At 68.5% G+C, this 23926-nt stretch carries 17 protein-coding genes and 2 pseudogenes; 11 read left to right on the forward strand and 8 right to left on the reverse strand.

Annotated elements, in window-relative coordinates:
* Positions 1-38: 38 nt before the first annotated feature.
* Positions 39-1304, forward strand: coding sequence for an acyl-CoA dehydrogenase family protein (locus ACGF2Y_RS10935; protein WP_392945099.1), 1266 nt, complete (start codon positions 39-41; stop codon positions 1302-1304).
* An 87-nt stretch (positions 1305-1391) separates the two neighbouring features.
* Here ACGF2Y_RS10935 and ACGF2Y_RS10940 read toward each other — a convergent pair whose 3' ends face one another.
* From ACGF2Y_RS10940 to ACGF2Y_RS10955, 4 genes are all read right to left on the reverse strand, one after another.
* Complete coding sequence (locus ACGF2Y_RS10940) at positions 1392-1880, reverse strand: glutathione peroxidase (protein WP_392945101.1); 489 nt, start codon at positions 1878-1880, stop codon at positions 1392-1394.
* Positions 1881-1930: 50 nt separating this feature from the next.
* Complete coding sequence (locus ACGF2Y_RS10945; RefSeq protein ID WP_392945103.1) at positions 1931-2455, reverse strand: GNAT family N-acetyltransferase; 525 nt, start codon at positions 2453-2455, stop codon at positions 1931-1933.
* Between the two features lie 162 nt (positions 2456-2617).
* Positions 2618-3955 carry a chloride channel protein gene (locus tag ACGF2Y_RS10950; RefSeq protein WP_392945105.1) on the reverse strand — a complete coding sequence of 446 codons (1338 nt, stop codon included), beginning with the start codon at positions 3953-3955 and terminating at the stop codon, positions 2618-2620.
* A gap of 384 nt (positions 3956-4339) precedes the next feature.
* On the reverse strand, positions 4340-5305 hold the full coding sequence (locus ACGF2Y_RS10955; protein WP_392945108.1) for a DUF389 domain-containing protein: 966 nt from the start codon (positions 5303-5305) through the stop codon (positions 4340-4342).
* A gap of 198 nt (positions 5306-5503) precedes the next feature.
* Between ACGF2Y_RS10955 and ACGF2Y_RS10960 the strand changes: the two genes are divergently transcribed.
* Together ACGF2Y_RS10960 and ACGF2Y_RS10965 are read left to right on the forward strand one after the other, a co-directional pair.
* A complete protein-coding gene (locus tag ACGF2Y_RS10960) occupies positions 5504-7333 on the forward strand; it encodes a glycoside hydrolase family 15 protein (RefSeq protein WP_392945110.1) in 1830 nt (609 codons plus the stop codon).
* Between the two features lie 51 nt (positions 7334-7384).
* Positions 7385-7639: a DUF6011 domain-containing protein gene (locus tag ACGF2Y_RS10965; RefSeq protein ID WP_392945112.1), complete on the forward strand. Its 255-nt coding sequence runs from the start codon at positions 7385-7387 to the stop codon at positions 7637-7639.
* A 31-nt stretch (positions 7640-7670) separates the two neighbouring features.
* Here the strand turns inward: ACGF2Y_RS10965 and ACGF2Y_RS10970 are convergent, their stop codons facing one another.
* Positions 7671-8546: an acyl-CoA thioesterase gene (locus ACGF2Y_RS10970; RefSeq protein WP_392945115.1), complete on the reverse strand. Its 876-nt coding sequence runs from the start codon at positions 8544-8546 to the stop codon at positions 7671-7673.
* A gap of 35 nt (positions 8547-8581) precedes the next feature.
* Entirely contained in the window at positions 8582-11095 is a 2514-nt protein-coding gene (locus ACGF2Y_RS10975; RefSeq protein WP_392945117.1) for a DEAD/DEAH box helicase, read from the reverse strand.
* Positions 11096-11234: 139 nt separating this feature from the next.
* Here ACGF2Y_RS10975 and ACGF2Y_RS10980 point away from each other — a divergent pair, with 139 nt between their 5' ends.
* The 6 genes and pseudogenes from ACGF2Y_RS10980 (at position 11235) to ACGF2Y_RS11005 (ending at position 18950) form a co-directional block, all read left to right on the forward strand.
* Positions 11235-12026 carry a metal-dependent hydrolase gene (locus ACGF2Y_RS10980; RefSeq protein WP_392945119.1) on the forward strand — a complete coding sequence of 264 codons (792 nt, stop codon included), beginning with the start codon at positions 11235-11237 and terminating at the stop codon, positions 12024-12026.
* Between the two features lie 68 nt (positions 12027-12094).
* Positions 12095-13240, forward strand: a pseudogene (locus ACGF2Y_RS10985) (ATP-dependent DNA ligase); the annotation flags it as partial.
* A 56-nt stretch (positions 13241-13296) separates the two neighbouring features.
* A complete protein-coding gene (locus ACGF2Y_RS10990; RefSeq protein WP_392945121.1) occupies positions 13297-13929 on the forward strand; it encodes a site-specific integrase in 633 nt (210 codons plus the stop codon).
* Positions 13930-14802: 873 nt separating this feature from the next.
* Positions 14803-16512 carry a hypothetical protein gene (locus ACGF2Y_RS10995; RefSeq protein WP_392945124.1) on the forward strand — a complete coding sequence of 570 codons (1710 nt, stop codon included), beginning with the start codon at positions 14803-14805 and terminating at the stop codon, positions 16510-16512.
* Between the two features lie 543 nt (positions 16513-17055).
* Positions 17056-18552: an integrase gene (locus ACGF2Y_RS11000; RefSeq protein WP_392945125.1), complete on the forward strand. Its 1497-nt coding sequence runs from the start codon at positions 17056-17058 to the stop codon at positions 18550-18552.
* Positions 18549-18950, forward strand: a complete 402-nt coding sequence (locus tag ACGF2Y_RS11005; RefSeq protein ID WP_392945127.1) for a hypothetical protein — start codon at positions 18549-18551, stop codon at positions 18948-18950. The genes ACGF2Y_RS11000 and ACGF2Y_RS11005 overlap by 4 nt, the downstream gene beginning before the upstream one ends.
* Before the next feature lie 286 nt (positions 18951-19236).
* Here the strand turns inward: ACGF2Y_RS11005 and ACGF2Y_RS11010 are convergent, their stop codons facing one another.
* Entirely contained in the window at positions 19237-19848 is a 612-nt protein-coding gene (locus ACGF2Y_RS11010) for a peptidase inhibitor family I36 protein (RefSeq protein WP_392945129.1), read from the reverse strand.
* A 413-nt stretch (positions 19849-20261) separates the two neighbouring features.
* On the opposite strand from ACGF2Y_RS11010, the pseudogene ACGF2Y_RS11015 reads away from it, so the two are divergent.
* Positions 20262-20702, forward strand: a pseudogene (locus tag ACGF2Y_RS11015) (ATP-dependent DNA ligase); the annotation flags it as partial.
* A gap of 45 nt (positions 20703-20747) precedes the next feature.
* Here the strand turns inward: ACGF2Y_RS11015 and ACGF2Y_RS11020 are convergent.
* Positions 20748-22109, reverse strand: coding sequence for an NAD(P)/FAD-dependent oxidoreductase (locus ACGF2Y_RS11020; protein ID WP_392945132.1), 1362 nt, complete (start codon positions 22107-22109; stop codon positions 20748-20750).
* A 244-nt stretch (positions 22110-22353) separates the two neighbouring features.
* Here ACGF2Y_RS11020 and ACGF2Y_RS11025 point away from each other — a divergent pair, with 244 nt between their 5' ends.
* Positions 22354-23913 carry a fused MFS/spermidine synthase gene (locus tag ACGF2Y_RS11025; protein WP_392945134.1) on the forward strand — a complete coding sequence of 520 codons (1560 nt, stop codon included), beginning with the start codon at positions 22354-22356 and terminating at the stop codon, positions 23911-23913.
* The last annotated feature ends 13 nt before the right edge of the window (positions 23914-23926 follow it).

Consider the following 23926-nt stretch of genomic DNA (forward strand, 5'->3'; position numbering starts at 1 on the left):
GTAACGCACGCTTTTCGCCGCAGTGCCTGGAGGGGAACATGGCCGAGTTCACACTCGATCTCAATGACGACCAGAAGCAGGTCAGGGACTGGCTCCACGGCTTCGCGGCGGATGTCATCCGCCCCGCCGCAGCCGAGTGGGACGAGCGTGAGGAAACGCCCTGGCCCGTCATCCAGGAAGCGGCCAAGGTCGGCATCTACTCGCTCGACTTCTACGCCCAGCAGTTCTTCGACCCCACGGGGCTCGGCATCCCCATGGCCATGGAGGAGCTCTTCTGGGGCGACGCGGGCATCGCCCTGTCGATCGTCGGTACGGGCCTGGCGGCCGTCGGCGTCCTCGCCAACGGCACCGAGGAGCAGATCGGCACCTGGATCCCGCAGATGTACGGCGACGTCGACGACGTGAAGGTCGCCGCCTTCTGCTCCTCCGAGCCCGACGCCGGATCCGACGTCGCCTCGATGCGCACCCGGGCCGTCTACGACGAGGCCAAGGACGAGTGGGTCCTCAACGGGACCAAGACCTGGGCGACCAACGGCGGCATAGCGGGCGTCCACGTGGTCGTCGCCGTCGTCGACCCCGGCATCGGCTCCAAGGGGCACGCCTCCTTCATCGTGCCGCCGGACACGCCCGGTCTCTCCCAGGGCCAGAAGTTCAAGAAGCACGGCATCCGCGCCTCGCACACCGCCGAGGTGGTCCTGGAGGACGTCCGCGTCCCCGGACACTGCCTGCTCGGCGGCAAGGAGAAGCTCGACGAGCGCCTCGCCCGCGCCTGGGAGCGCGCCGAGTCCGGCGGCGAACGGAGTGAGGTGGGGGTCCCCCCGGCCGGAGGCTGGGGGAGGGTCAAGAATGCGGCGATGGCCACCTTCGAGGCGTCCCGTCCGGCCGTCGGCGCGATGGCCGTGGGCACCGCCCGCGCCGCCTACGAGGTCGCCCTCGACTACGCGAAGACCCGCAGCCAGTTCGGCCGCCCGATCATCGACAACCAGGGCATCGCCTTCCAGCTCGCGGACATGCGCACCCGGATCGACGCGGCCCGGCTGCTGGTCTGGCGCGCCTCCTGGATGGCCACCACCGGAAAGCCGTTCACCTCGGCCGAGGGCTCCATGTCGAAGCTGTACGCGAGCGAGACCGCCCGGGACGTCACCGCACAGGCCATCCAGATCCTCGGCGGCAACGGCTTCACCCGCGAGTACCCCGTCGAGCGCATGCACCGCGACGCGGCCATCTACACCATCTTCGAGGGCACCAGCGAGATCCAGCGCCTGGTGATCGCCCGCACGCTCTCCGGCATGCCGATCCGCTAGCTGCGGCAGGAGACAGTTCGCCGACTGCCGCAGGAGACAGGAAAGGGCGGTCCGGGACACATGTCCCGGACCGCCCCTCGCGCGCACTCAGGCCGGCAGCTGCGCCTCGATCGCCGCCACGACCTCCGTGGCCTCGGGCTCGGAGCGCGGCCGGATCCGGGCCACCGGCTCACCGGCCGGCGAGATGAGGAACTTCTCGAAGTTCCACTGGACGTCCCCGGCCTCCCCGTCCGCGTCCGCCAGCTTCGTCAGCTCCACGTACAGCGGATGCCGGTCCGCGCCGTTGACGTCGATCTTCTCCAGCAGCGGGAAGGTGACCCCGTACGTCGTCGAGCAGAAGGTCTGGATCTCCTCCGCGCTGCCCGGCTCCTGCCCGGCGAACTGGTTGCACGGGACACCCAGCACGGTCAGGCCCCGGTCCCCGTAGTTCTGCTGCAACCGCTCCAGGCCCTCGTACTGCGGGGTGAGCCCGCACTTGGAGGCCACGTTCACCAACAGGACGGCCCGGCCGCCGTACGCGCCCAGCGTGGTCGGCTCGCCCGCGAGGGTGCGCAGCGGAATGTCGTGCAGCGTCATGAAACTCTCCCTGGTCATTGCGTGGTGGTGCACATGGTGCCGCCCGCCGCTCACGGAGCGGCGAGCTCCTTGTAGTAGAACGTCGTCGGCTTGAGGATGCCCGCCGGGTCCGCCGCGTATCCCGGCACGCTCCCGGCCTTCGTCCACCCCGCCCCGCAGTAGACCTGCTCGGCCAGGCTGCCGCTCTCGGTGTCCAGGATCAGCAGCGTGATGCCCTCGGTCGCCGCGTACGCCTCGACGGCGGCCAGCAGCGCCCCGCCGAGCCCCTGGCCGCGAGCGGAGGGACGGACCATCAGCTTGGCGACCTCCGCGCGGTGCCGGGCGTTCGGCAGCGGGGCGCGGACCAGGGCGATCGTCCCGGAGACCTGCCCGCCCTCGCGGGCGATCCAGATGCCGATCCGTCCCGCCTCCACGGCGTCGGCCCGCTCACGCCACCAGGCGGCGGCCGTCTCCCGGTCCAGCGGAGCCAGGAAGCCCACCGAGGAGCCCTCATCGACGGTCTCGACCAGGAGGCCGGCCAGGCCGTCGGCGTAACTGACCAGCTCGGGGGCGGACACGTGGACGATCTCGGTCATGCGCGGAGGTCCTTTCACAGGGCAGGAGTCGGGAGGAACCCTACGGCCCGCAACGGAGGCTGTCTCCAGAGTGCCCGGTGTGCGCCACCCCGGCACCACCACCCCCCACCGTGCCGTTCACCCCCTGCCGGATGTGCCGCCCGACACCGGGCGCGGACGCGATCACCCGGTCCTCGGCCGCGCCCCGTCCACCGGCGAGGGCGTCAGCCTGAGGGTGACCACGTACGCCACCACCACCGCCACGATCACCAGAGGCATCACGGTGAGCCCCTCCTTGCCCAGCAGGAGCGTCGCCAGGAGCACCGAGGTCATCGGCAACCGCAGCATCGCCACGCACATGGCCCCGATGCCCATCGCGAACCCCTCGGTCAGCTGCAGCCCCGGCAGATGGGACAGCGCGATGCCGGCCACCGCGCCCACGAACATCGCGGGGAAGACAGGACCGCCCCGGAAACAGCTCAACGACGCGCAGTAGGCGAGCGACTTGCAGACGATGAGCAGCACCAGCGCGCCGACCGAATACTCCGCGCTGCCGGACAGGAGATGGCCCAGCTCGTGTTCGCCCGAGTACAGCACCTGGGAACCGTCCTTGCCCGACGCCTCCGCGTACACCAGCGCGAGCCCGCCGACGACCAGCCCCATCGCCGCCGTGGCCGCCACCTTCCGCCGCTCCACGCGTTCCTGCAGAGCCAGCGACAGCCGGCGGATGCCCGCCCCGGCGAAGGCGGCCGAGACACCGAGAGCCAGCGCCCACCCGAACCCGGCGATGCCGGGGCTCGCCACGGGCGGCACCTCGCCCAGGGTCAGCGAGTAGGTGCCCAGGCCCGTCCAGGAACCCAGCCCCGTGAAGATCAGCGCACCGATCCCCGCGGAGAGCAGTCCCGGCACCAGGACCACGCCCAGCATCGGCCCGGCCAGCCCCGACACCTCCATCAACAGGAACGCCCCCAGCAGCGGTGATCCCAGCAGGGCGCTCACCGCGGCGAAACTCCCCGAGGCACCGACCAGGGCCCGCCCGTCCGGCGGCAGGTCCCGCTTGACGCGGCCCGCCGCCCAGACCGCCAGCCCGCCGCCCAGCGCGATCAGGGGCGCCTCCGGTCCGAGCACGGCCCCCACGCCCAGCGAGAGCAGCGCCGCGAGCGCGATGCCGGGCAGGTCCGCCGGGGCCGGGGCTCCGGTGGACACCAGCCCGTCCGCCGGCCGGTGCCCGCCCCCGCCCGGCAGCCGGCGGACGGTGAGCCCGACCAGGAGACCGGCGGCGCCCAGCAGCGGGACGGGCCACCACGAGGGCGTCTCCTCGAAGCCCATCGCCCTCGGCAGCTCCGTGTACGTCAGCGACTGGAGCTCCGAGACCAGGGCGAGGAAGCCGAACGCGACCGCGGAGACGGGCACCCCGAGGAGCGCCGCCATCACCAGCAGCCCCGCGTACCTCCGCGTACGGACCGGCGCGTACGGGTCCTCGGGCGCGGTGACGGGTGTGCCCGCAGGGGTGGCCGGCATGATCTCGACTCCTCGGCGTGAGGACCCCGGGGAAGGGGCGATGTCCCCCCGGGATGTCCCCACGGGTTCACGCCGGAGTACCACGCACCGGCGGGCCGGGGGCCGCCCCGCCGCCGGGGACACGCCCTCCGGGTGCGGAAAGTCAGCCGCCCGGCCCCGGGGACCGTTCGCGCCGCTGCCCGCGTGTCCGCTGTCCGCTGTCCGCTGCCCGCGCGCCCGGCCGAGCTGTCCGCCGTCCGCCGTCCGGAGGCCTCCGCGTCCACCGGCGGCCGGCCCCCGGCGGGCGGCCCTGCCCGGTGCCGCCCGTTCGGCCGGGGTCGCGTGAGGTGCGGCGCACAGCGGCGCCACCGCCTCCCGGTCCTTGAGCGCCCCCTGCGGAGTTCGTCAGGCCTCGTCGGCGAGCCGGCGGTCACGGTCACGCCGGAGACCGACCTCCCGCCAGATCGCCCGCTGCGCCTTGAGCGCGGCCGTGCCCACCACGATCAGCACCAGGATGTTCACCACCAGCTGGATGGCCGAGCCCCGCACATCGGGCCAGCTGGCGAACGCGGTGGAGACGGCGACGTCCGCGGCCGCCGGGATCGTCGTCACGGAGATGAACACCCCGAGCAGGGCGCTCGTCCTGGCCTCGGTGAGCGACACGATCCCGACGATCCCGGCCAGGGCGGCGACGGCGACCGAGAAGAAGTTCGGCGTGTTGATGAGGTTGGAGACGGGACGCAGCCCCCGGTCGAAGGCCACCGACTGCAGCCCGAAACCCCGGATGAGCAGGGCGAAGAGGAACGTGACGACCATGGTGAGGAGAAAGCCGACGCCCAGGGCGGCCAGCCCGCTGCGCACCATGGCCGGGTGACGCCGGTCGATCCCCAGCGCCACGCTGACGATGGCGCCGTACTCCGGCCCGACGACCATCGCCGCCACGATCAGGATCTGTGAGTTGGTGACGATGCCGACCGAACCGATCATCCCGGCGACGACCAGGTAGAGGTAGAAACTCGGCGGATAGCGACCCCCGGACCTGATGCGTGCCTCGACCTGCTCCCAGACCGGCGCCCGGCTCATCGGCCCCAGCTCGCGCCGCCCCCCTTCGGTGGCCCGGCCGGAGAAGGCCATGTCGACCGGCTCGATGACCAGGGAGCCCCGCTGGTCGAGCCGGACGGCACGCAGCCGGCGCAGCACGTCGTTCGCCGCCCCCGTCAGCACGTCGCACGCGATGGAGTCGCCGTCGGGATTGCGCGCGACGTCGCGCTGGACGATCAGATTGAGTACGCAGGGGTCTCCCGAGAGCCGGCCGACGACCTCGTCGGTCAGGTCCGGCGGGCTCACCGCACGGATGTGGATCATGTCCATCCCGGTACCTCCGCGGCTCCCTGCTCTGTCGGACGGAGCTCCGCCCGGCCGGCGGCCCGGGGCTCACTCCAGTAACGCGGCCCCGGTTCCGTTCGGCAAACCGAGACCCGGCCCCCGGCGGCACGGACGCGTGCCGCGCACCCGGGGCGGGAGTACCGGATAGTGAGGGGGACGGGGCCCGACCCGGAGGGAAGGCGCATGGACCGATATCCGCCGATCGCCGACCACGGACTCGTGGGCGACCTGCAGACGGCCGCACTGATCTCCTCGCGCGGAGTCGTCGACTGGTTCGCCGCCCCCAGATTCGACTCGCCCAGCGTCTTCGCCGCCCTGCTCGACCACGAGCGCGGCGGCTACTTCCGGCTGGCGCCCGAAGGCGGCACGCACACGTGCAAGCAGCTCTACTACCCCGACACCGCGGTCGTCGTCACCCGGTTCATGGCGCCCGACGGCGTCGGCGAGGTCCTCGACTGGATGACCCCGATCCGCTCCGGCGGGCCGACCGACCGGCACACCCTCGTCCGTACCGTGCGCTCGGTGCGCGGCACCGTGCGCTTCGGCCTGGAGTGCCGGCCCCGGTTCGACTACGGCCGCGCCGCCCACGAGCTGGACCTGGGCCCGACGGGACACGCGGCGGCCTTCCGGGCGCCGGGCAGCACCGCCCACCTCCGGACGGGCTTCCCCCTGACCCGCGACGGACAGGACGCCGTCGGCGGCGTCACCCTGCACGCCGGTCAGTCGTCGGGGGTCCTGCTCACCCTCTGCGACCCCGACCGGCCCGAGCCGCCGCAGCCCACCATCGAGGGGATCACCGACCAGCTCTGGGACGTCGTCGACTTCTGGCAGAAATGGGTGCGCGGATCCCGCTACCGAGGCCGCTGGCCCGACATGGTCAACCGCTCCGCGATCACCCTGAAGCTGCTCACGTACGAACCCAGCGGCGCACCCGTCGCCGCGGCGACCATGGGACTGCCCGAACAGGTGGGCGGGGAACGCAACTGGGACTACCGGTACACCTGGGTGCGGGACGGCTCCCTGTCGGTGCGGGCCCTGCTGGACCTGGGCTTCGTCGACGAGGCGACCGCGTTCACCCACTGGCTCGGCGACCGGCTGCGGGACCGGGAGGACGCCGGCGGGGAGCCGCTCCGCGTCATGTACCGGGTCGACGGACAGCCCCTGGAGGCGGAGCAGGTCCTCGGACACCTGGCGGGCTACCGGGGCTCCCACCCGGTCCGGCTCGGCAACGCCGCCGACGACCAGCTCCAGCTCGACATCTACGGCGAAGCCCTCTACGCGCTGTCCGAGGGCCGCGAGGCCGACATCCAGGCGGGCTACCGCGGCTGGAAGGTCCTGTCCCGCACCCTGGACCGGCTCGCGGACTCCTGGGACCGCCCCGACGAAGGCATCTGGGAGACCCGCGGCGGGCGCCAGGACTTCACCTACAGCCGGGTGATGTGCTGGGCAGCCTTCGACCGGGGCCTCAAGCTCGCCGCGCAGCTCAGCCGCCCGGCCGACACCGCCCGGTGGACCGGGGCGCGGGACGCCGTGCTGGAACAGGTGGTGGAGCGCGGCTGGAGCGAGAACCTCCAGGCCTACGTGCAGAGTTACGGGAGCGAGGTGCTCGACGCGTCCCTGCTGCTGATGCCGCGCGTGGGATTCCTCGCCCCACGGGATCCGGGCTGGCTGTCCACCCTCGACGCCATCGACCGCACCCTGGTCTCGGACAGCCTCGTCCACCGCTACGACCCGGCGGCTTCACCGGACGGGCTGCGCGGCTCGGAGGGCACCTTCAGCCTCTGCACCTTCCTGTACGTCGACGCGACCGCCCGCGCCGGACGGCTGCGACAGGCGCGCTACACCTTCGAGAAGATGCTGACCTACGCCAACCACGTGGGCCTGTTCGCCGAGGAGATCGGCCCCAGCGGCGAACAACTGGGCAACTTCCCCCAGGCGTTCACCCATCTCTCGCTCATCATGGCGGCCCGCACCCTGGACGAGGCACTCGACCGCGAGCGCGACCGCCCCTGAGCCACGCCGGCCACCCGGGCGGCCGCGGAGCCGTACTGGGAGGATCGGCGGGTGGAGATCCCCGACGCCTTTCCCGAACCGCTGCCCGGAGCCGCCGGAGCCGGCGCCCGGGACGCGGCGGCCGGCGGCGAGCAGCCGCGAAGCCGCCGCCTCGTCCGCTGCCGCCTCTGCGGCCGGCCCCTCACCGGGACCGACTCGCGCCGGGCCGGCCTCGGCCCGTCCTGCGACGCCAAGCTGCACCCCGCGCCGCCGGACATCCGCACCCGCCGCCACGAGGTGGAGCAGGACCCGCTGCCCGGCACGTAAGAGCACTGCCCAAGGGCTGTCCCGTCAGCCCTCAGTCGCTCACCAGCCGCCGGAACAGCCCCTCCTGCACCACCGACACCAACAGCTGCCCCGAACGGTCGTAGATCCGGCCCCGGGCCAGCCCCCGGCCGCCCGTCGCGATCGGCGACTCCTGGTCGTACAGGAACCACTCGTCCGCCCGGAACGGCCGGTGGAACCACATCGCATGGTCCAGCGAGGCCATATCGAAGCCGCGCGGCCCCCACAGCGGCTCCACCGGGATGCGGACCGCGTCCAGGAGCGTCATATCGCTCGCGTACGTCAGCGCGCAGGTGTGCACCAGCGGGTCGTCGCCCAGCGGGCCCACCGCCCGCATCCACACCGCGCTGCGTGGATCGGCGTCCTTGATCTCGTCGTGCGTCCAGCGCAGCCGGTCGACGTAACGGATGTCGAAGGGCTGCCGCCGGGCCATCCGCTCCAGCGCCTCCGGCAGCACGCCCAGATGCTCGCGCACCTCCTCGGCGACCGTCGGCAGCTCCTCCGGGTCCGGGACGATCCGGGCCGGCGGCAGCTGGTGCTCGAAGCCCGCCTCCTCGGGGCGGTGGAAGGACGCCGTCAGGTTGAAGATCGTCCGGCCCTGCTGGACGGCCGTCACCCGCCGGGTGGTGAAGGACCGGCCGTCCCGCACCCGATCCACCTGATACACGATCGGCACCCCGGGACGCCCCGGCCGCAGGAAGTAGGCGTGCAGCGAGTGCACCGGCCGCTCCCCGTCGGTCGTCCGGCCCGCCGCCACCAGCGCCTGGCCCGCGACCTGCCCGCCGAAGACCCGTTGCAGGGACTCCTCGGGGCTGCGGCCACGGAAGATGTTGACCTCGATCCGCTCCAGGTCGAGCAGATCGACCAGGCGCTCCGCCGGATTCGTCATCCCGTACCTCTCCTACTTCCGCGTCGGCGGCCGGTTCACAGCTGGCCGACCTCGGTGACCCGGACGATCGCCCGGCCCTCCTCGTCGGACGCGGCGAGATCGACCTCGGCCTTGATACCCCAGTCGTGATCGCCCGCCGGGTCGGCGAACGCCTGCCAGACCCGCCACAGCCCGTGCGCCGGGTCCTCCTCGATCTTCAGCAGCTTCGGGCCGCGCGCGTCGGGACCGGTGCCGATCTCCTCGTGCGCGTCCCAGTACGCGTCCATCGCCTCGCCCCAGGCGTCCTCGTCCCACCCGGCGTCGCCGTCCAGCTCGCCCAGGTCCCGGACCCGGTCCAGCGCGGCCAGCTCCACCCGGCGGAACATCGCGTTGCGCACCAGCACCCGGAAGGCGCGGGGGTTGGCCGTGACCGGCTTGACCTCGTCCGCCCGCTCCTGGGCCTGCTCGGCGGTCTCCACCTCGGGGTTGGCCAGCTGCTCCCACTCGTCCAGCAGACTGGAGTCCACCTGACGCACCATCTCGCCGAGCCAGGAGATCAGGTCCTGGAGATCCTCCGACTTCACGTCGTCCGGGATCGTGTGCTCCAGCGCCTTGTACGCGCTCGCCAGATACCGCAGCACAATGCCCTCGGTCCGGGCCAGCTCGTAGTGCGAGGTGAACTCCGTGAAGGTCATGGCACGCTCGTACATGTCCCGGATCACCGACTTCGGCGACACCGGGTGGTCGTTCACCCACGGGTGGCTCGTGCGGTACACGTCGTAGGCGTGCCACAGCAGCTCGCTCAGCGGCTTGGGGTACGTGACGTCCTGGAGCCGCTCCATCCGCTCCTCGTACTCGACCCCGTCCGCCTTCATCTGCCCCACGGCCTCGCCGCGCGCCTTGTTCTGCTGGGCGGCCAGGATCTGCCGGGGATCGTCCAGCGTCGACTCGACGACCGAGACCATGTCCAGCGCGTACGACGGGGATTCGGCGTCCAGCAGGTCGAACGCGGCCAGCGCGAACGTGGACAGCGGCTGGTTCAGTGCGAAGTCCTGCTGGAGGTCGACCGTCAGCCGCACGATCCGGCCCTCGGCGTCCGGCGTCTCCAGCTGCTCCACCACCCCGCCGTCCAGCAGCGAGCGGTAGATGGCGATGGCCCGCCGGATGTGCCGCAGCTGCGCCCGGCGCGGCTCGTGGTTGTCCTCCAGCAGATGCCGCATCGCCTCGAAGGCGTTGCCCGGACGGGCGATGACCGCGAGCAGCATGGTGTGCGTGACCCGGAAACGGGAGTTCAGCGGCTCCGGCTCGGACTGGATCAGCTTGTCGAAGGTGGTCTCCGACCAGGCGACGAAGCCCTCCGGGGCCTTCTTGCGGACCACCTTGCGCTTCTTCTTCGGGTCGTCGCCCGCCTTCTTGACGGCCTTCTCGTTCTCGATGACGTGCTCGGGGGCCTGCGCCACGACGAACCCGGCCGTGTCGAACCCGGCCCGCCCGGCCCGGCCCGCGATCTGGTGGAACTCCCGCGCGCGCAGGGTCCGTACCCGGGTGCCGTCGTACTTGGTGAGCGCCGTGAACAACACCGTACGGATGGGCACGTTGACGCCGACGCCGAGCGTGTCCGTCCCGCAGATCACCTTCAGCAGACCCGCCTGGGCCAGCTTCTCCACCAGCCGGCGGTACTTGGGCAGCATCCCCGCGTGGTGCACCCCGATGCCGTGGCGTACGTAACGGGAGAGGTTCTGGCCGAACTTGGTGGTGAAGCGGAAGGAGCCGATCAGATCGGCGATCTTCTCCTTCTCCTCCTTCGTGCACATGTTGATGCTCATCAGCGACTGCGCCCGCTCGACGGCCGCCGCCTGCGTGAAGTGCACGATGTAGACCGGCGACTGCCGGGTGTCCAGCAGCTCGGTCAGCGTCTCGGTGATCGGCGTGAAGCGGTACTCGTAGCTGAGCGGCACCGGACGGGTCGCGGAGCGCACCACGGAGGTGGGGCGGCCGGTACGCCGGGTCAGGTCCTTCTCGAACATCGCGACATCGCCGAGCGTCGCCGACATCAGCACGAACTGGGCCTGCGGCAGCTCCAGCAGCGGGATCTGCCAGGCCCAGCCCCGGTCCGGCTCGGCGTAGAAGTGGAACTCGTCCATCACGACCTGGCCGATGTCGGCGTACTTGCCGTCGCGCAGCGCGATGGAGGCCAGCACCTCGGCCGTACAGCAGATCACCGGGGCGTCCGCGTTGACCGAGGCGTCACCGGTGAGCATGCCGACGTTCTCGGTGCCGAAGAGCTTGCACAGGTCGAAGAACTTCTCCGACACCAGCGCCTTGATCGGCGCGGTGTAGAAGGTGACCTTGTCCTGCGCCAGCGCCGTGAAGTGCGCGGCCGCCGCCACCAGGCTCTTGCCCGAGCCGGTCGGGGTGGAAAGGATCACGTTCGCCCCGGACACCACCTCGATCAGCGCCTCCTCCTGAGCCGGATAAAGGGTGATGCCCTGGGTCTCGGTCCATGACGAGAAGGCCTCGAAGAGGGCGTCCGGGTCGGGGGTCTTAGGCAGCTGATCGATGAGGGTCACACCCCCCATCTTGCCTGTCTTCGGCCCGGATGAGGGAACCGGCGGACCGCACGAAGATCACGGACGATACGCTGCGTTCTCAACCTGCCCGCGCCGCACCGGTGATGGGCGCACGAACCACTGGGGGCGGGAAAAGACCATGATGGGACCGGCACACTCTCTGTCAGGGGCAGCGGCCTGGCTGGGGGTGGGTGCGGCGGCCGCCGCCGCGGGCCACACAATGCCCTGGCCCGTCCTCGTCGTCGGGGCGCTGATCTGCGCGGGCGCCGCGCTCGCCCCCGACCTCGACCACAAGTCCGCGACCATCTCGCGCGCCTTCGGGCCCGTCTCCAAAACCCTCTGCGAGATCGTCGACAAGCTCTCCTTCGCCGTCTACAAGGCCACCAGGAGCGCCGGCGACCCCCGCCGCACCGGCGGCCACCGGACGCTGACCCACACCTGGCTCTGGGCCGCCCTCATCGGCGGCGGCGCTTCCGCCGCAGCGCTCTTCGGCGGACGCTGGGCGGTCCTCGGCATCCTCTTCGTCCACCTGGTGCTCGCGGTCGAGGGGCTGATGTGGCGGGCCGCCCGGGTCTCCAGCGACATCCTCGTCTGGCTGCTCGGCGCCACCAGCGCCTGGATTCTCGCCGGCGTCCTGGACCAGCCGGGCCACGGGTCCGGCTGGCTCTTCGACGCCCCCGGCCAGGAGTACCTGTGGCTCGGCCTGCCCATCGTGCTCGGCGCCCTGGTCCACGACATCGGCGACGCGCTGACCGTCTCGGGCTGCCCGATCCTGTGGCCCATCCCGATCGGCCGCAAGCGCTGGTATCCGATCGGCCCGCCGAAGGCCATGCGCTTCCGGGCCGGCAGCTGGGTGGAGATGAAGGTGCTGATGCCCGCCTTCATGGTCCTCGGGGGAGTGGGCGGGGCCGCCGCCCTCAACTTCATCTGACGGGCCCTGGGGCGGCCGTCCGTACCTATGGACGGGCGGCGCACTCCGCCCCGTAGCACCATGGCAGCATGCTGCTCGCCGAGCTCGCCCAGGTGTCGCTGGAGGTCGCCGCCACCTCCGCCCGGTCCCGGAAGGTGGCGCTCCTGGCCGGTCTCTTCCGGGACGCCGGACCCGAGAACGCCCCCGTCGTCATCCCCTACCTCGCCGGACGGCTGCCCCAGGGCCGCATCGGCGTCGGCCGGCGCACCCTCGGCGACCCCGTGGAACCCACCTCCGGGCCCACGCTCACCGTCGCCGGCGTCGACGCCGAGCTGACCGCCATCGCCGCCACCTCCGGCCCCGGATCCCAGGCGCTGCGCCACAACCGCCTGCGCGCCCTGTTCGCCGCCGCCACCGCCGACGAGCAGCGCTTCCTGCGGGCCCTGCTCACCGGCGAGGTACGCCAGGGAGCCCTGGACGCCGTCGCCGCCGACGCCCTGGCCCGCGCCGCCGAAGCGCCGCCCGCCGACGTCCGGCGCGCCGTGATGCTCGCCGGATCGCTCCAGGACGTCGCCGGGGTCCTCCTCGCGGAAGGACCCGGAGCGCTCGCCGCCTTCCGCCTCACCGTCGGGCGGCCCGTCCAGCCGATGCTCGCGCACACGGCCGCCTCGGTCGGCGAAGCCCTCGACAAGCTGGGCCCGTGCGCCGTCGAGGAGAAGCTCGACGGGATCCGGGTGCAGGTCCACCGCGACGGCGACCGGATCCGCGCCTACACCCGGACCCTCGACGACATCACCGACCGGCTGCCCGAGCTCACCGCCGCCGTCGCCGCCCTCCCGGCGGGCCGCTTCGTCCTCGACGGCGAGGTGATCGCCCTGGGGGAGGACGGCAGACCCCGGCCGTTCCAGGAGACCGCGTCCCGGGTCGGCTCACGGCGGGACGTGGCCGGAGCGGCGGCGCATGTGCCCGTCGTCCCGGTCTTCTTCGACGCGCTGTCCGTCGACGACGAGGACCTGCTCGACCTGCCCCTCTCCGACCGCCACACGGCTCTGGTCCGGCTCCTCCCCGAGCGCCTGCGGGTCCGCCGTACGCTCGTCGCCGATCCGGACGACCCGGAGGCCCGCGCGGCGGCCGACGCGTTCCTCGCCGACACCCTGGAGCGCGGCCACGAGGGCGTCGTCGCCAATTCCCTGTTGAATCTGCGTGTTGAAGCAGGTCAGCAGGGAGGTTCGTGGTGTCAAGGTGGCGTGTCTACTGGGTACCGGCGAGGCGGGACGTCGAGACGACCCGCGTGTCGGCGCTGTGCGGTTGGGAGGACCTGGAGGAACGCGAGATACGTGCAGGGATCCGGCCAGGGACTCCGATTCTGTTGTCGCCCAACTGCCAGATCGACGGACGGCTGAGCCAGTTTCTGGCCCGATCGTCCTTTTCCCGGCTTGAGCCGGAGTCGAAGCGAAGCTATACGACTGACTATTGCGTCTTCTTCGATTTCCTGTGGGTCCGGGGCAAGAACTGGGATGAGGCAACTTCCAGTGACCTCTGGGACTTTGAGGACTGGCGGACGAGGTCTATACGCAATCCGGAGAAGGTTGGCGGCGCACGTTGGAACCGTGGCCTCGCTGCTTTGGGCCGCTTGTACTCGTGGGCGGTCAAGCAGCGGTACGTGTCTATGAGTCCGATTGAGATGCGTGAGGCGATCGGGCGGCAAGGTCAGGTGGTGGAGGTGCCTGCTGCCCGGGCCAAAGACGCGAGGTCCAGTAATGTGCGCTGGCTGACGCCCAGGGCATTCCGCCGATGGGTAGACGTTGGCTTGCGCGGGTTCTCTGCCGACAGGGTTCCCGACGCGGCCTGGGCCGGCCGCTTGGCAGATCGCAATTCGGCCTTCGCTAATCTATTGTTCTCGTCTGGCGTAACGGCTTACTGAGGGGGCCTCTCTTCTTACGCTGGAGATCCCGAAAATAACGATGGATGAGCGCCGCTACCATGCAAGCCGACTTGCTCCGGCGGTAACGAAGTCCAAGCGTGCTCGAACCTTTTACGTCGCGAACCCAGTCGTGGGTGAGATTGAGACCTACTGCGAATCGACCCGGGCAGCAAGCATTCGCCGGGCCCACCGCCAGGGCAGGTATGAAGGGATTCCGAAACTGCGTCTTGTGACTTCGGTCTCGGGGCACCGTCTGAAGGTTCTCCATTGGCGCGACCGCGATGGAATGGTTGGAAAGACGACGTTGGCACACGCAAGCATCGAAGAGCGAGCTCTTCTTTTCGTGGAAGGACCCGACGGTCCCGAACCGCTTTGGGTATGGCTAAACGAGTCGGGCCTGCCGCTCCAGCCGTCCTCATGGGAGGGGATATTCCGTGCTGCTACGGACCGGTGCCAGAAGGTTCTTGCCGAAACGGTCACTGAGCCTCCCTTCTGCACCCCACACATGTGTCGGCATTCTTTCGCCCTCTACATGCTGGTTGTGCTTCACCACGTAATGGATGTGCGTCTCGGACTGACACCTGAAGAGCGCCGGGACTTCCTTCTTCTCTATGGAGATCCCTGGCGTATGGTCCAGGACCTACTTGGGCACGCGGACGTCGAAACCACTCGGAATATCTATCTCGCACCCGTTTCCGACCTGCAATTGCACTCTCTGATTGCCATGCCTGGGCGAGTATCAGGGGACTCGGCTGGCTCGGCAGTTGACGACGTTTCTTGGATTCTCGCCAAACTTGCAGCGGAAACGGGGCGGATTCAGGATTTGCGCGATGATTGGGCAGTCCTGTGAGCCGTCGAGGGCGGAAGGCCGCGTTGCCGGAACTGCCACATAACAGGCCAGTTCCTCGTGCGCACAATGGGCTGAAAGTCGAACATCGCGACAAGAAGGGAAACGTCGGCGTATTCGAGTTCGGCCAGATCCCGGTAAGCGCTGAGTTGCAGCATGCTTTCGCGCGGTGGTTCTCCGTGAAGTGCGCCCCAGGGGGAGGTTGGGACTCACTCAAATCAAGCAAATCCATGTGGTTTTACCTTCTCGCGTTCGGTCGCTTCTGCGCCGGGCAGGAGAGCCCGCCCGAGAAGCTTGAAGACCTTACGCCAGCATTGTGGAGCAGATGGCGGATGCGTCGGCCCGAGAGCATCTACGGCTACCACCAGGTTGCCTCGCTGGGCGGTTTTCTGCGCAAACAAGCGGAACTGAGCGAGGCGACAAGATCTGCGATGGCCAAGCGGATTCCGGCCGTCGGGACCAAGGAGACGGCACTAGCCCCAGACGAGTTTCAAGAGGTGCGTGCAGCTGCTCGGAGGATATTCCGATCAGCTCACCTCAGGATCCAATCCAACACGGCACATCTGCATCAGTGGCGTGCTGGCGCCTTCGAGCCGCAGACTCGTGATTGGCTCGTTGGGGAATCCTTGGAAGCCCTTGCTCAGACTGGCTACGTTCCGCATATTATCCGAAACAATGGGCAGAAGCGGACTCTCCCGCAGTACGTCACCGCGCTCGGGGGATCAGGTGCCCAGTGGACGTGGAAGCGCCTATTTCTCAGCCGCGCCGAAGCCTATGCGCTGTCGGTTCTGCTTGTCGTGGAGTTCGGGCTGAACGCGACGGTTGTATCGGGCATGCGCACACCGCGGGCCATCTCCGACGGCGGATCCGATGAATTCCCCACCTATCGGATGGAGCTGGAAAAGCCCAGGCGGGGCGCAGGGCGTCATTTCGAGACGAGGAATGCCACGGACAGCGGTGCCGACGCCCCGGGGAGGATCATCACGCAGGCACTGGAGGCGACATCTCACGCCAGGGCTTTCGTCACTGCTGCCGACAGTAGCCTCGGCTTCCTCCTGGTCTGGCGAAACTCCCTGCCAGGGCCGAGAAACCTGTCTCCCGTTACGCCCTTCAGTATCGGACTCACTAAGAATGCTGCGGACTGCTGGCTGAACGAGACCGGCCTGACTGGTGCGCCCTTGCGCAGGATGCGCAAGACAGTGAATGCACTACATCGTCGAGAACCAGGACAGAACAGCCAGGAAACCCACGACAGCGTCTATGTCCTCCCCGAGCCACAGGTTCAGGAAGCCTCCGTTCCGATCATCGCGAAGGGAGCCGAGAGCGCTCTAGCTCATGCCCAGCAGGCCGTCCTGCGTGCGCAGTTGTTGGCCGTGTCCGGCGAGGCCGGCGGGCAGGAGACGCCCACTGCGGACTGCTCCGACTACGAGAACAGTCCGTTCAGCGCACCGGGAATGGGCTGCAATGCCTCGTTCCTGATGTGCACGGCCTGCCCGAACGCGCGGATACACCCAAAACATCATCCCCGCTTGGCGTACCTGCATCGCTCGATAGCCAGTCTGCGCTCCGTCCTGGAAGAGCAGATATGGGCCAAGGAGTGGGGCTCCCCCTTTATGCGCCTGGAGGACTTGAAGGCACGGCTGAGTGATGTTGTCTGGAGTGAAGCGTTGGCGAAAGTCTCGTCAGCTGACAAGGAAGTTGTCGGGCGACTCCTGGAAGGGAAGTTCGACCTGTGACCGTTTCCGTTGAAGAGGTCTACTTTCATCCGGCCCCGGATGCCGATGCCATTCTCCCCGGGCTGATAGCTGAGGGTTTTACCGGAGTGGTCCCCCGATTCGGAGACCAGTCCTGGAGTTTGGCTGGCCTGGCGCATGGGCCAGGAATATCCAAGGAGACGATTCATTGGGATCGCTTCCCTGTCTCGTTCCAACCCGAGCTGCGTCATCTAGTCTGGTTGCTGATCAATACGTCGCTGCCTGCAAACTTCCTGATAGGGAAGCCATCCCGATGGCGAACCACGGTGTCTCCCGGCCAGGTCTATCCCATGGTCATGAAATGGCGAGCCTTCTGCCAGTGGCTGGAAGAGTCAGGGGGTACTTCATTGCGCGAGTCCACGCCTGAGAGCTTCCGAGCGTATGCGCTTCATCTGGGTAGCAGAGGCCGGCCGCGCGTTTCCGTCCAGAAAGTACTGGCCTCTATCACACGACTGTGGGCTCTCGACTCCTCGAATCCTCTGCCTATCGGAATCTGCGAACCACCATGGCTCAGCGAAGGAGCCGATGACTTCCTTCCCGGCTGGTTCGCACTCGGGCGAGAACGTCACCGAACCGATCACACCTCAAACCATGGGTCCATTGCTCATATGGGCTCTTCGCGTCGTAGACGACTTTTCCGACGACATTCTTCGAGCCATCGACAGAAGGGAAGAGATATCAGCCCAAAGTGAGCTGACGGCCCCGACTCAGGCGGGTCTGGCCTCGCTTGAGAAGTATCTGGAAGGGCTGGTAGCTGCCGGAAAGTCGCCGCCCAGCCAGGCTGCAGGAAACCGAACCGGTCTCGCGGCAAAATACATCTCCTTCCTTACAGGAGCATCAATCCGGCAGGTTCATCACCGGGTTGTCAGAGGGCCTTGGAGAAATCTCCTTCTATCTGCCAGTGGACCTGCTCCGGTTCTCACCGAGATAGTTGGAAAAATTGATGGGCTTCCGTGGGTGGACTTTATCGACTACTCGGAAGTCGAGGACCTTAAACGGCACCTGGTCACTGCGGCATACATAGCGGTCTCGTACCTGACTGGAATGCGTCCGCGTGAAGTTCAGGGGCTTGAAAAGGGATGTTGCCCCGACCCGGAGTCTGGGAGGCACCTGATCTACAGTCGCGTTTTCAAGACGGCACTCGACGACGAGGGGAATCATGTACCTCAGGGAATTCTTCGCGATGTGCCATGGGTGGCGATTGACCCAGTGGTCAAGGCTATTCGCATCGTCGAGCAACTAACGCCAGAAGGGTATCTGTTCGGCGGCACTGTACCGCAAACGATGAACAAGAGGATTGAGAATTTCACCAGGTGGGCTTCTGGCCTTGCCAAGCGTTTTGGGCGCCCTCATGAAGTGATCCCACCGGATGAGTACGGAGCTGTCGGGGTATCTCGTTTCCGCCGTACGTTGGCCTGGCACATAGCGAGGCGCCCAGGTGGACTGATCGCGCTCGCGATTCAGTACGGACATATGCGCACCGCTATGAGCGCCGGATACGCATCCCGAAGCCGGGACGGTATCCACGACCTCCTGGACGTTGAGACAGCTCTGTCAGTTGCCGACACACTCAGCACACTCAGTGATGACTTGGTGAATGGTGCAGGGGTATCTGGACCAGCCGCTCGGAGAGCGATCAACGCGGCCCAGCATGCACCTGAATTCTCTGGATCCGTCGTCACTGCACGGCAGGCTCGTGCGCTTCTTCAGAACTCATCACTGGCGGTGTATGACAATCCATCGGCCATGCTCATGTGCGTCTATAAGCCAGAACGTGCTCTTTGTAATCGAGTCACGAACAAAGAATCACCCCGCCTGGATCGATGCGTCTCGTCATGCTCGAACATTGCGCGACTCGATAGTCATGCGCACATCATGAGGCAGGAGGCGGAATCCTTGGATAAGCAGGCTCTCGGCGTTCCAGATCCTCTCGGCCATCGAATGCGGTCCCGAGCTGAATTCCTCCGCGATATCGCCGATCGTCACGATCGTTCCCGCATCGTTTCTAAGGAGAAAAAATGAGCCCCGTCCATGACGAACGCGCGCGCATCAAAGTAGCCATGGACCGAATCCTCGGTGGTCGGCCTGAGAACTCAAATGGGGCTCTAACGATCGTCGCACTGGCTGCGGAAGCCGGAGTTCCCCGCAACGCGCTTACACAACGACACGTAGACCTCAAGAACCTCTTCTACGAGAAGGTGCGATCCCTTGGCGAGATACCGGATAGCGAACGACGCCTCCGCCGGGAGGTGTCCAGGCTGAAGCGACTAAGGAAGGACGATGCCGAAGAGATCCGGCAGCTGAAGGCGGACAATGAGGCCCTCATAGGCGCCCTCCATCTCACACAGCTTGAAAATGAAGAGTTTCGCCAACAATTGACCGAAGCAAGGGGCAAGGTTCACGTCATCGCCAGGAGGTGATGCCGGGTCGCATCCCCCAGGCGGCCGACCCCGCTCACCAGCCAAGGTTGACTGAGCGGTGACACGGATAATTTGTGCCCCAGTAATAGCCTTCACCGACCCGACAAACCGTGGCGGGCCGCCGGGTAATCCGACGGCCCGTCACGAAAGATCCAGCTAACTGCCTTTTCTCCTGGTTATTGCGCTGACCAGGTAAGGGTGGCCGTTAAGGGGTTCAGCCACTGGGGAGGATCGCCGAAAGGCTGCTACTCCCTGGCAGTCGATCGCTTTGGATCTCGCAAGTTGCCTACGTCCACTGCCAGCTGGTCATCCTGTTGTCTGCAGTACTTCCGACGTAGGCACGAGTAGTGTTCCTGGGGACGCTGAACAGAAAATCGCCGGACTGGCTGCCGAACTGGTAGCCGTCGATCGACCCGCTCCGCTTGGTGTTCACGACCGAGCTGGTCTTGTTGTCGAATCCCCAGTCCCGCGCGTCCCCCTTTGTGGTGTCCTTGAACTGCCACCTGCTCCCGCCAAAGTCCCGGAACTGGTAGAAGCAGTACCAGTACGCGAAGGTGCCGGTAGGACAGCCCTTAACATCCTGGGTTCCCACTGTTGACTGGGGCAGGACTCCCGCAGTCTTCAGCTTGTCCGCCCTGACGTTCGCTCCCAGGCCGGCAGGGGCCTTGTCCTGGCCCGTCGACGGGAATACCACGACAGCCTCGCCATCACCGTAGGCGATGGCATTGTCGCTAACCTGAGTTCCGCCGGGGTATTCACGCAACTGCTGGTCGATGCGATTCTGAAGCGCATTGTCTTCAGACTTCGCTATTGCTGGAGCGGAAAACCCGCCAACGAGGAAAGCCGCCGCTGCGGCGACAATTACTGACCTACGTAACACTATTACTCCCAACTTCACTGATTCCGTGTGATCCAATATCAACCTAACATCTCAACGAAGGGAGGATGGCAGGTGGAGATGCGCCAAGTTTCCAGCCATAGAACACTTCTAGTCAGGGGCTCAAAATGTTCCATGGGGGAATCGGTGGGATCCGCGGGAGCGGGTCGTAGTGTTCTGTTCGCCTTCGTCTCGACCGGCCCTGCACCCAAGATGCCAGTCCGCTAAGCTATTCAAGCTTGTCGAGCCGCAGGAGGATACATCATGAAGGATCGAGATCTACCAATCTGGGCAATCCTCCTGGTTGCCTCATATTGCACAGGAGGTATTTATCTCATGTATGTGATCAATAAGTAGTAGAGTTTCTTCCCAGGGCTGCGGCCCCGGCCTCTGGCCGTCCTCGCTTCAACACGCTGAAGTTGACAGGGAACGTCAAGGACCTGGCCGCCGCCTACAGCGCGGGACGCCGGGGCGCTTCCTGGCTGAAGGTGAAGCCGGTGCACACCCTGGACCTGGTGGTGCTGGCCGTCGAGCGGGGAAGCGGCCGGCGCACCGGCAAGCTCTCCAACCTGCACCTGGGCGCCCGCAGGCCCGACGGCACGTTCGCGATGCTCGGCAAGACCTTCAAGGGGCTCACGGACGCGCTGCTGGAGTGGCAGACCGAGCGGCTGGGGGAGCTGGCGACCGACGACGACGGTCATGTCGTCACCGTACGTCCGGAACTCGTCGTGGAGATCGCCTACGACGGGCTCCAGCGCTCCACCCGCTACCCCGCGGGCGTGACCCTCCGGTTCGCCCGCGTCCTGCGCTACCGGGAGGACAAGACCGCGCAGGAGGCGGACACCGTGGAGACGGTCCTGTCCCGCCGGCCGTGAGCACGTCCGGCGGACCCGGGGCCCGCTCGGGCGCTGCTCGGCCGCTCAGGGCTTGATGACCGTCGCCGCCGTGTGCTCCTTGACCTGTTCCGGTGTCAGATAGACGCCCGTGTACTCGAAGTCCCGCAGCGTCGCCGGCTTGCGGGACTGGAACCCGGTGCGTACGAAGTCGTCACCGGCGACCGCGTTCAGCATCCAGTTCGTCATGACCCGGGTCTTGGCGACGTTCGTCCGCAGCGCCGACCAGTGGTAGCCGCGCGCCACCGCCTGCGCGGGCAGCCCGCGCAGCTCGATGCCCAGCGGCTTGGACACGGCGTCCTTGCCGCCGAGGTCCACGACGAGCCCCAGGTCCTTGTGCACGTAGTCCTTGAGCGGCTGATGGCGCAGCGAGGCGATCAGGTTGTCGGCCAGCACCCGGCCCTGGCGCATCGCGTGCTGCGCGGTGGGCGGGCAGACCGCCCCGTCGCCCTTCGCCAGGTCGGGCACCGCGGCCGCGTCGCCGAGCGAGAACACTCCGTCCGCGCCCGGCATCCGCAGCTGCGGGGTCACCGCGAGCCGGCCGCGTACCGTCTCCGCGCCGAGGGTGGCGATCAGCGGGCTGGCGGCCACTCCGGCGGTCCAGATCAGGGTCCGGCAGGGCAGCACCCGGCCATCGGTGAAGGTGACCTCCTCCGCCCCGGCCTTGGCGATGGAGACCCCGAGCGACACCTCGATGTTCCGCCTGCGGAGCACCCCCAGGGCGGCCTGCCCCAGCTTGTCGCCCAGCTCCGGCATCAGCTTGGGCGCGATGTCGATCAGATGCCACTTGATCAGCTTCGGGTCCAGCCGGGGATACTGCCTGAGCGCGTTGGTGGTGAGGCGCTGGAGGCAGGCGGCCGTCTCGGTGCCCGCGTAACCGCCGCCGACCACCACGAACCGGAGCCGGGAGGCCCGCTCGGCCTCGTCGTTACTGGCGTCCGCCAGATCCAGCTGGGCGATGACGTGGTCCCGGACGTACGCGGCCTCGGCCAGCGTCTTCATCCCCCGGGCATGGTCCAGCAGCCCGGGGATGTCGAAGGTCCGGGTGACGCTGCCCGCCGCCAGCACGATGTAGTCGTACGGCTCGTTCACGACCTCGTCCGTGATCTTCCGGATCACACAGATCTTCGCCTGCGTGTCCACGCCGATCGCCCCGCCCGGCACGATCCTGGTCCGGTGACGGCGGCTGCGACGCAGCGACAGGGCGACGGACTGGGGGGTGAGCACCCCGGAGGCCACCTGGGGGAGCAGCGGCAGATACAGCTGGTAGGAGAACGGTGTGACGAGCGTGATCCGGGCCTCTCCCGGAGCGAGCCTGCGCTCCAGGCGGCGTACGCACTCGACGCCCGCGAAGCCGGCGCCGACGACGAGAATCCTGGGTGGTGCCACGGTCTGCGTCCCTTCTCGGGCCTGCGTGGTGCTGCGCTCGCCTGCCCCGTCTACCGGGTGATTCATCCTCATCCTCACCGCAGGCCCCGCCATCCGCCTCCTGGCAGGGGTGAAACGGGGCCCGCCCACGGTGGCGGAGCGACCGGCAGCTCCCGCGGCCGGCAGCCGGCATCGGCGTTCCCGGGCCCCTCCGCCCCACGGAACAGCGGGAGTTCGGCCGCCGCCCTCGTGCGAGGATGCTGCGGTGACCACATCGCCCCCCTCACCCGTGGCCGACGACTCCCCCAAGGGCGACGATCCGCCCCGCGACGATCTCGGCCTGGGCCCCCGCGCCGCGGCGGCCCTCGTGTTCGGCTCCTCCGCCGCGGTCCTGGTGGTCGAGATCGTCGCCCTGCGCCTGCTGGCCCCGTACCTCGGTCTCACCCTGGAAACCAGCACGATGGTGATCGGCATCGCCCTGACCGCCATCGCGCTGGGCTCCTGGCTGGGCGGGCGCGTCGCGGACCAGGCTGATCCGCACCGGCTCATCGGCCCGGCGCTCGGGGTGTCGGGCGTGGTCGTCGCGCTCACCCCGCTGCTGCTGCGCACCACCGCCGAGTGGTCGCCGGCGCTGCTCCTGCTGGTCGCGTCGGCGACGCTCCTGGTGCCCGGCGCGCTGCTCTCCGCGGTCACCCCGTTCGTGACGAAGCTGCGGCTCACCAGCCTCGCCGAGACCGGGACGGTCGTCGGGCGGCTGTCGGGTGTGGGCACCTTCGGCGCCATCGTCGGCACCGTCCTCACCGGATTCGTCCTGATCTCGCGGCTGCCCGTCAGCACCATCCTGATCGGCCTGGGAACGCTGCTGGTGATCGGCGCCGCGCTGGTCGGGTGGCGGGCCCGGCACTGGCGGCGCGCCTCGGCCGTGGCGCTCGCCACCGTCGTCGTGGGCTCCCTCGCCACCGCGTTCGCCCCCGGCGGCTGCGACGCGGAGACCCGCTACCACTGCGCGCGGATCGTCGCGGACCCCGACCGGGACAGCGGCCGCACGCTCGTCCTGGACGGCCTGCGCCACTCCTACGTCGACGTCGAGGATCCGACGTATCTGAAGTTCGCCTACGTGCGCGCCATCGCCTCGGTGGTCGACACCGCCTTCCCCGAGGGCGAGCCGCTGACCGCCCACCACATCGGGGGCGGCGGCCTCACCTTCCCCCGCTACCTCGCGGCCTCGCGCCCCGGGACCCGCAGCCTCGTCTCCGAGATCGACGGCGGCGTCGTGCGCATCGACCGCGAACGGCTGGGCCTGGGGACGTCCACCGGTATCGGCGTACGCGTGGAGGACGGCCGGCTGGGCCTGCGGCGGCTGCCGGCGGGCAGCCACGACCTGGTCGTCGGCGACGCCTTCGGCGGTGTCAGCGTGCCGTGGCACCTCACGACGTCACAGGCCCTGGGCGATGTACGCCGGGCGCTCGACGAGGACGGACTGTACGTCGCCAACCTCATCGACTACGGCAAGCTGGCCTTCGCACGCGCCGAGGTCGCCACCCTCGCCGAGACCTTCGCGCACGTCGCCCTCCTCGGGAAGCCCGCGGACATCGGGCTGGACCCGACCGCGTCCTCTGTGGGCGGCAACCTGGTGGTGGTCGCCTCCGGCCGGCCGGTCGACGCCTCCGCGATCCAGGAAGCCCTGGACGCCCGGGACGTCGGCTGGCGGATCACCACCGGCGACGCCCTCGCCACCTGGACCGCGAACGCCCGGGTGCTCACCGACGACCACGCTCCCGTCGACCAGCTCCTCCAGCCCCACCCCGGCCGAACGGCCCGGTGATCCCCGGGCCGTC

The sequence above is a fragment of the Streptomyces sp. NPDC048142 genome (assembly GCF_043202835.1).
Taxonomy (GTDB): domain Bacteria; phylum Actinomycetota; class Actinomycetes; order Streptomycetales; family Streptomycetaceae; genus Streptomyces.